Genomic DNA, 8,159 nt, shown 5'->3' on the forward strand with positions numbered 1-8,159 from the left:
GTGCACCCGTACGACCCGTACGGCGTATGGCCGCACGCCGTCGAACCACGGCGCTCCCGACCGTGGGCGATCTGCGTCGCACTGCTCGGCGGCCTGCTCTCGTTCTCCTTCGTGCTCGGCGCACTCTCGACCGGCGGCCGGTTCGTCCGACTCGACAGCGCCGAACGACTGCTCGGCCACGACGGGTCGACGTCGGACCCGGCCGCCGACCACGCCGCCCCCGGCACACCCGCCGCACCCGGGCCGGGAGACGCGACCGCGTACTCCGACCGGATCGGCAACCGCGCGTACGCCCGGCTGGCCGCCCTGGTCGCGAACCGGTCGGCGGCCTTCGAGCGCGGCGACGAAGCCGCCTTCCTGGCCCGGGTCGACCGGCAGGACCCGACCCTGTTCGACGGCCAGCGCCGGTTGTTCACCAACCTGCGGAAGGTGCCCTTCGACACCGCCCGCTGGCGGCCGATCGGCGCCGGCAGGACGGTCACCGCCGACGGCTCCAGCCCGGACCGGGCCGGCACCGCCGCCGCCTGGCCGGTGACGGTCAGCGCGAACGTCGCCTTCGAGCACGCCATCACCGGCGTCGACCTGAGCCCCGTCCCGGAGACCTACGTCTGGAAGGCCCGCTGCACCGGTCCCGACGACCCGTGCACCCTGGTCGACCTGGCCGGCGCCGGCGACGCCGACACCGAGACGGGCTTCGCCGGCTACCCCGCCGCGTGGGACCTGTGGGACCTGCGCGTGGAACGGCGCCCGCACGTACTGCTGATGGCCCCCGGGCCCGACGCGGCCGCGCTGCGCCGGAGCGCGGACCTGGCCGAACAGGCCGCCGTGTACACGCTCGGCGCCTGGAAGGGCGGCGCCGGCACCTCGCCCGGCTTCGCCCTCGTGCTGACCTCGTCGCGAGCGTCCTTCGGCAGGCTGTACAGCAGCGACGACGTGCAGGAGTGGGCGGCGGGCTACGCACTGGCCATGCCCGGGACCGACCGACCCGTCGGCGGCGTGCGCATGGTGGTGGACGACGACCAACTGGCCGGCGACGCGGCCTTCGCGCCGCTCCTGCTCCGGCACGAGATGACGCATGCCCTGGTCGCCCCCCTGGCCCGGTCCGGCCGCGATGCCGAACTGCCGACCTGGCTGGCCGAAGGGTTCGCCGACTGGCAGGCGGAGGCCGACCGGCCGCTCGCACCGGTGGTCACCCACAACATCCGCGCACTGATCGACCGGGGCGGATTCACCGGCACACCGCCCGCCGAGGAAGACTTCGAGACCAGCGACGAGGATCGGGTCGAGAACGCCTACAACCTGGCCCACCTGATGGTGCGCTACCTGGCCCGGACCTTCGGCGCGGAGCGGGTGTGCGCGTTCTACACGGACGTCGTCACCGGCCGCCACGTGTCCGTGGACGAGGCGCTGACCGCGACCTTCGGCGTCGCACCGGACCGACTCCGCAGCGACTGGGCGGCCTGGATCCGCAAGACCGTCTGACCACCGGGCCCGCGGACGACGAGGCCGCCGGGGCCACGCAGCCCCCGGCGGCCTCGCCCGGTCCTCACCCGCGGTCCGGCGTCAGGCGCCCATCGCGAGCACCGGCGGCCGTACCGGCTCGGCCAACCACTGCGCGCCCTCGACATCCGCCACGCCGAACGCGAGCACCAGCGCCCGGGTCGCCGACGGCTCGTACGGCTCGAACAACAACCGCATCCCGGCCTCGACCGGCGTCCGGGCCGCCTTGCGCTGATTGTCGTTCCCGCACGCGGCGACGGTGTTCAGCCACGAGTCCGCGCCACCACGCGAACGCGGCAACACGTGGTCCACCGTGGTCGCCCGCCCACCGCAGTACGCGCAGCGCCGATTGTCCCGAAGCAGCACCCCCCGACGCGACCACGCGGCCTGTTGTCGGAACGGCACCCGGACGAACTTGAGCAACCGGATCACCCGCGGCAGCGGAATCTCCAAAGTCGCGGCCCGTACCACCCGGCCGGGAGCGACATGCTCGACGACCGCCTTCTCCTGCAGTACCAACACGAGCGCGCGCTTGAACGACACCGTCGCCAGCGGCTGGTACGTCGCGTTCAGCACCAACGTCTCCCGCATGCGACCTCCCCTCACCTGGTCGACGAGGGGAGAAGCGAGCGCACCCGGACGCGCACCGAACCGGCCGGGCGCGACCACGCGCTCAGCTTTGGGGCGGTGCTGCGACGCTCATGCGCACCCTTCGACTCGACGAACCGTCAGTACGGACAACTCGACCACTGTGCCTTTTCGACGATCACCGGGACAACGCAATTACCGGACGGGAATTCGCGCCAAGCCGGCCGAAAGTACTCGGCCGCAGCCGGCGCGGCGGTCACTGCGCGTACGTGTTGACCAGCACCGCCCGCGCGAGCGTGTGCGAGAACAGGTTGAAGCCGACGAAGGCCGGCGTGGCGTTCTCGTCCACGCCCAGCCGGTCCACGTCCAGCGCGTGCACGGTGAAGACGTACCGGTGCGGGTAGTGCCCGGGCGGCGGCGCGGCGCCGACGTAGCCCGCACCGCCGGTGTCGTTGCGCACGTGGAAGGCACCCGCGGGCAGCGCCTTGCCGTCGGCCGTACCCGCGCCGGTCGCCAACTCGGTGACGTCCGCCGGGACGTCCACCACGACCCAGTGCCAAAAGCCGCTGTGCGTGGGCGCGTCCGGGTCGAAGCAGGTGACCGCGAAGCTCTTGGTGCCGGCCGGGAACCCGGACCAGGACAACTGCGGCGACACGTCCTCGCCGCCCGCCCCCATCACGCCGCTGACCTGAGCGGTGGGCAGGGTCCGACCATCCGTCAGGTCCCGGCTGGTGACCGCGAACGACGGCCGCTCGGGCAGATAGTCGTAGGGCATCGACGGCTTGTTGGGCTCGGTCACGCCGGGGCTCCGATCGTGCTGGGCGGCACCCGACCGCGTGCCGGGCACCTCGTTCGAACGAGCCTATTCTCACGGTCGGCCGAACCAGCGAAGATCGCATAGGTATCCTCGCGCCAACGAGGGGGAGGCATCCGGGGTGACCCAGCCGACGCACGACAGCGGTGACTGCGCCGACGACGCTCCGTCCGGCATATCCGCCGAGCCCGCCGACCGAGCCGACCGCGACGAGGCGATACCGGGAGCCACACCGGCCCGGCCGCGATCGGTGGTGCGCCGACTCGCCGCGCCGCTGATCGCGCTGGTCCTCGCCGTCACCGCGCTGATCGTCTTCGGCGTCACCCTCAGCGACCCGGGCAGCGCCCGGCCCCGCGGCGGCGACGGCGCGATCGGCGGACCACGCCCGGGCACCGCGACCCCGGTGGCCCCCGCCCACGGCCCCACGATCGCCACCGCCGACATCCAGACCCTGGCCGACCGCCGCACCCGGGCGCTGCTCGACCGGGACGAACAAAGCTTCACCGCGGACCTCGACCCGGACGTCCCCGACCTGGTCACCGGCCAACTGCGGCTGTTCGTCAACCTCGGCCGGATGTCCTTCGACCGGATCGGCTACCGCGTCGAGACCGTGCAGACCATGCCGGTCTCCGACGACCGGATCACCGCCTACGTCGACGTCTCCTTCGACCACCGGATCTCCGCCGCCGACACCGCTACCGTCGGCGAGGGCTACCGCTGGACCGTCATCCGAGCCGGCCCCGGCGCGCCACTCCTGATCACCGCCGTCGACGGCACCCCCTACGACGGGGCCGGCTACGCGTATGCCCGCGACTACCCCGCCCCGTGGGATCACGCCGACCTGACCGTGGTCCGCCGCGACCACGTGGTCGTCCTCGCCGACCCGGCCACCTCCGCCGGCGCCGAACGACTCGCCGACGACGCCGAGGAGGCCGCGCGCGCCGACATCGACATCTGGGCCGACGGCGGCCCACCCGGCACCGCCCCCGGCTTCGTGATCGTCCCGGTCGCCGACCGCGACACCTTCTACCGGCTGTACGGCGGGCGAACCGGCGAACACGGCGAGGAATCCGGCCTCACCTACGCCCTGCGCACCATCGACCCGGCCGGCAAGGGACGCTTCGGCGGCTCACGGATCGTCCTGGACACCACCTCGGGCTGGTTCACCTCGCCCAACCCGCAGCGCCTGGGCGAACTGCTGCGCCACGAGATGGCCCACGCGCTGGTCACCCCGCTGCGCAACGAGGTGCCCAACCAGGACCAACCCGTGTGGGTGGTCGAGGGCTTCGCCGACTGGCTCGCGCTGCGCGGCCGAACCCTGCTGGGCACCGACGAGCTGTACGAGGCCAGGACCTACCTCGCCGCGAACCGCTTCAGCGGCAAACTGCCCACGGACAACGAGCTGTACCAGGCCGACACGGTCGGCAACGCCGCCGCCTACGAACTCGCCCACCTGGCGATCCGCCGGATCGAGGAGATCGGCGGCTCGCCGGCCGTGTACGGCTTCGTCACCGCCGTCTACGCCGACCCGTCCCCGGCCGCGGTGGACGCGGCGATCGGCAGGGCGACCGGCATGCCCCGGGCCAAGTTCGAGGCGGACTGGGCGGCCCGGGTCCACGACCTCCTGGACGCGTGACCCACGGACCGCCCGACCCTCCTAGAACCAGCCGCGACGCTGTCCGAGTTCCTGGAACCAGCCGTGCAGAAAGGCGTTCCAGTCGGTCTGCTGCGCCGTGCCGTGATCCACGGTGAACCGCCGGATCGCGTCGCTCCCGCCGGAGAGCGCGCCGCCCTTCTTGTCGATCTCCAGGATCACCTCGGTCGCGTGCTCGGCCGACACGAAGGTCAACTCGACCTCGTTGATGCCACGCGCATACGCCTGCGGCGGGGTGAACTCGATCTCCTGGTAGAAGGGCAACCGCTGATCGACCCCGTGGATGCGCCCCTGCTCCAGGTCGGCCGCCCTGAAGTGGAAGCCCAGATTCCCGAACGCGTCCAGGATCAACGCCTGCGCCGGAAACGCGCCCACCGAGATCGGATCCAGATCGCCCTTGTCGATCGCCCGGTCGATGGCCAGCTCGGTCCGCACGCCGATCGTGGTCCCGCGCAACTGCACGCCGCGGAACGTGGTCAGCGGCGTCTCCCACGGCACCGGCAGCCGGAACTGCAGATCGTGCGTCGCACCCTCACGCAGCTCGAACTCGCCACCCACCTGCTGCCGACCGAACTCCACGTTCCGCCGCTGCTCGCCGTCCTGGGTCTCCACCTCGACGACCGCCTGGAATCCGACGAACAAGCCCTCGATCCGCTGATCGACCTTGCCGCCCTGGATCCGGATCCGTCCCTCGACCACGCCGCCCGGCGTGGTCTCCGTGCCGTGCAGGTCGGTCTCCACCGACGCGCCGCCCGCACCCATGCTCGCCATGAACTTCTTGAAAACCACGCGTACTCCCGATTCGAGGTCTCGGCGGCCCATTCCACCACGCGGGCCCGATCGGCTTAAGCTGGCTCGTCATGCGTGCCACCACCGCCGATCCCACCGACCCGCTGCCCCGCGCGTTCTTCGACCGCCCGGTCCTGGCCGTCGCCGCCGATCTGCTCGGCCGAACCGTGGTGCACGAAACCGACGCCGGCCCGGTCGAACTGCGGCTGACCGAGGTCGAGGCATACGACGGCGCCAACGACCCCGGCTCGCACGCCTTCCGCGGCAAGACCGCCCGCAACGCGACGATGTTCGGCCCACCCGGACACCTGTACGTCTACTTCACCTACGGCATGTACTACTGCGCCAACCTGGTCTGCGGCCCGCCCGGCCGCGCCTGTGGGGTGCTGCTGCGCGGCGGCGAGATCACCGCCGGCACCGCCCTGGCCCGCGCCCGCCGCCCCACCACCCGCAAGGACACCGACCTCGCGAGCGGCCCCGCCCGCCTGGCCATGGCCCTGGCCCTGGACCGCACCCAGGACGGCATCGACGTCTGCGACCCCACCGGCCCGGTCCGTGTCCTGTACGGCACCCCACCCGCTCGCCGCACCATCCGCACCGGCCCACGCACCGGTGTCGGCGGCGACGGAGCCGGCCAACCGTGGCGCTTCCACATCGCCGACGACCCGACGGTCAGCCCGTACCGGGCCCACCAGCCCCGCAAGCGCACCCCCAAGCCGGCCGCCGACGCCGGCCGGCAAAGCGGTTAGCGTCGAGGGCGGCCCGTCGGGCACCCTGTACATCCGCCCCATTCGCTGTATCGACCGAGGAGACCAGGCACTGTGACGGACATCGTCGACGAGTTGCGGTGGAGGGGCCTGCTGGCCCAGACCACCGACGAGGACGCGCTCAAGAAGGCGTTCGCGGACGGTCCCGTCACGGCGTATTGCGGGTTCGACCCGACCGCGGCCAGCCTGCACGTCGGCCACCTCACCCAGGTACTGACCCTGCGCCGGCTGCAACTCTTCGGCCACCGCCCGATCGCCCTGGTCGGCGGCGCCACCGGCCTCATCGGCGACCCCAAGCCGTCGGCCGAGCGCGCGATGAACGAGGTCACCACGGTCGAGGCATGGACCGACCGCATCCGCGGCCAACTCTCCGCGTTCCTCGACTTCGACGGCGCCGAGCCGAACACCGCGGTCATGGCGAACAACCACGACTGGATCTCGCAGCTCAGCATCGTCGAATACCTGCGCGACGTGGGCAAGCACTTCAGCGTCAACCAGATGCTCGCGCGCGAGACGGTGAAGTCCCGGCTCGCCGGCGAGGGCATGAGCTACACCGAGTTCAGCTACGTGCTGCTCCAGTCCTACGACTTCGTCGAGCTCTACCGCCGACACGGCTGCACGCTCCAGGTCGGCGGCAGCGACCAGTGGGGCAACATCACCGCCGGCCTCGACCTGATCCGTCGGATCACCGGCAACGAGCCGCACGGCCAGGCACACGCCGTGACCACCAACCTGCTCACCAAGGCGGACGGCACCAAGTTCGGCAAGACCGAGGGCGGAACGGTCTGGCTCGACCCCGAACTGACCACGCCGTACGCCTTCTACCAGTTCTGGCTGGGCGCCGACGACCGTGACGTGTCGCGCTACCTGCGCACCTTCAGCTTCCGCTCGCACGAGGAGATCGAGACCCTCGAACGCGAAAGCGAGGAACGCCCCGCCGCCCGCATCGGCCAACGCGCCCTCGCCGAGGAACTGACCACGCTGGTACACGGCGCCGACCAGTGCACCGCGGTGATCGAGGCCAGCAAGGCCCTCTTCGGCCAGGGCGACCTGACCGCCCTCGACGAGGCGACCCTCCGCTCGGCCGTCGCGGAACTCCCGAGCGCCCGACTGACCGAGACCCCGACGGTGGTCGACGCCCTGGTGGCCACCGGCCTCGCCCCGAGCAAGGGCGGCGCCCGGCGCACCATCAAGGAGGGCGGCGCCTACCTCAACAACGCCAAGGTGACCGACGAGGACGCGGTGATCACCGCAGCCGACCTGCTGCACGGCCGCTGGGCCCTGCTGCGCCGCGGCAAGCGCAACCTCGCCGCAGCGGAAATCACCGCCTGACACCGGTAGTTGATGGACCGTCAGCCACTCCATCGGATCGCACGTCAAGCCGGTTCCCGACCCGTTCCACTGGGTATAGGGGACCGGCTTGACCCGTCCAAGAGGGTGGTTTAGGCTTGTACGAGTCGCTACTTCGGGAGATCCGGACAGGCGCGCCCTCAACACCGGCGCGATGGCCGATCCCACTGCGACTCACACCCCAACGATGCATCCGAAAACGGACGGCCTTCGGCCGCTCCGTACCTGTGGTGTCTCTGTGGTGGGTGTGACCCAGTAGAACCAGTGATCGACACAGCCCTTTGAACGCGCGGAATTTGATCATCCAAATTCCGGGGGTTTTATTCGTGCTGCAATTTATTAATGGGAATCGCATTCCCTGAATGAGATTCGGCTTTATCGCGGAAACCTGCTAAGGTTGAGGCATCGAGTGACCGGAGAGATCCGGAGCACGACGCGCGGCTCGCAAGCCGCCGGCACCGCAAGAAGATCGAGCGGGGTCGGTGGAGGCGGGAAAACGGGTCTGCTAAGCTCGGCGGGCCGGAAGCGAAAGAAACGAGAGTTTCCAAAGCGGAAAGCACGAGAAACGGACGAAAAGCGGGTCGCAGGATCTGCTAGAGTCTGGAAGGCGGAAAGCGCGGAAACGCGGTGGAAGCCGAAAGCGAGGAAAGCGAAGCCGCCGAAACGGTGTGCTAAGCTGGAGACGCGAAAGAGAAAC

The 8,159-nt window shown here is 70.8% G+C and carries 7 protein-coding genes; 4 read left to right on the forward strand and 3 right to left on the reverse strand.

Annotated elements, in window-relative coordinates; translation table 11 throughout:
* Complete coding sequence (locus tag ABZ374_RS03050; protein WP_360305412.1) at nt 1-1,482, forward strand: hypothetical protein; 1,482 nt, start codon at nt 1-3, stop codon at nt 1,480-1,482.
* 81 nt (nt 1,483-1,563) lie between these two features.
* Here the strand turns inward: ABZ374_RS03050 and ABZ374_RS03055 are convergent, their stop codons facing one another.
* The gene (locus ABZ374_RS03055; protein ID WP_360305414.1) at nt 1,564-2,091 is read right to left on the reverse strand and encodes an HNH endonuclease; all 528 of its coding nucleotides are present in this window, start codon (nt 2,089-2,091) and stop codon (nt 1,564-1,566) included.
* A gap of 253 nt (nt 2,092-2,344) precedes the next feature.
* Nucleotides 2,345-2,887, reverse strand: coding sequence for a YbhB/YbcL family Raf kinase inhibitor-like protein (locus ABZ374_RS03060; protein WP_360305416.1), 543 nt, complete (start codon nt 2,885-2,887; stop codon nt 2,345-2,347).
* A gap of 136 nt (nt 2,888-3,023) precedes the next feature.
* Between ABZ374_RS03060 and ABZ374_RS03065 the strand changes: the two genes are divergently transcribed.
* On the forward strand, nt 3,024-4,538 hold the full coding sequence (locus ABZ374_RS03065) for a hypothetical protein (protein ID WP_360305418.1): 1,515 nt from the start codon (nt 3,024-3,026) through the stop codon (nt 4,536-4,538).
* A gap of 21 nt (nt 4,539-4,559) precedes the next feature.
* On the opposite strand, the gene ABZ374_RS03070 is transcribed toward ABZ374_RS03065, so the two are convergent.
* Nucleotides 4,560-5,345 (reverse strand): sporulation protein, encoded by a 786-nt coding sequence (locus ABZ374_RS03070; RefSeq protein WP_360305420.1) that lies wholly within the window; start codon nt 5,343-5,345, stop codon nt 4,560-4,562.
* 71 nt (nt 5,346-5,416) lie between these two features.
* On the opposite strand from ABZ374_RS03070, the gene ABZ374_RS03075 reads away from it, so the two are divergent.
* The gene (locus ABZ374_RS03075) at nt 5,417-6,094 is read left to right on the forward strand and encodes a DNA-3-methyladenine glycosylase (protein WP_360305422.1); all 678 of its coding nucleotides are present in this window, start codon (nt 5,417-5,419) and stop codon (nt 6,092-6,094) included.
* Between the two features lie 72 nt (nt 6,095-6,166).
* Nucleotides 6,167-7,444 (forward strand): tyrosine--tRNA ligase, encoded by a 1,278-nt coding sequence (gene tyrS / locus ABZ374_RS03080; protein ID WP_360305424.1) that lies wholly within the window; start codon nt 6,167-6,169, stop codon nt 7,442-7,444.
* The last annotated feature ends 715 nt before the right edge of the window (nt 7,445-8,159 follow it).

The sequence above is a fragment of the Embleya sp. NPDC005971 genome, assembly GCF_040629175.1.
In the GTDB taxonomy this organism is placed as follows: Bacteria; Actinomycetota; Actinomycetes; order Streptomycetales; family Streptomycetaceae; genus Embleya.

Excerpts from the sequence above, each read along its gene's own strand:
- ABZ374_RS03075 (WP_360305422.1), top strand. The coding sequence starts at position 5,417 with ATGCGTGCCACCACCGCCGATCCCACCGACCCGCTGCCCCGCGCGTTC.
- ABZ374_RS03055 (WP_360305414.1), bottom strand. The coding sequence starts at position 2,091 with ATGCGGGAGACGTTGGTGCTGAACGCGACGTACCAGCCGCTGGCGACG.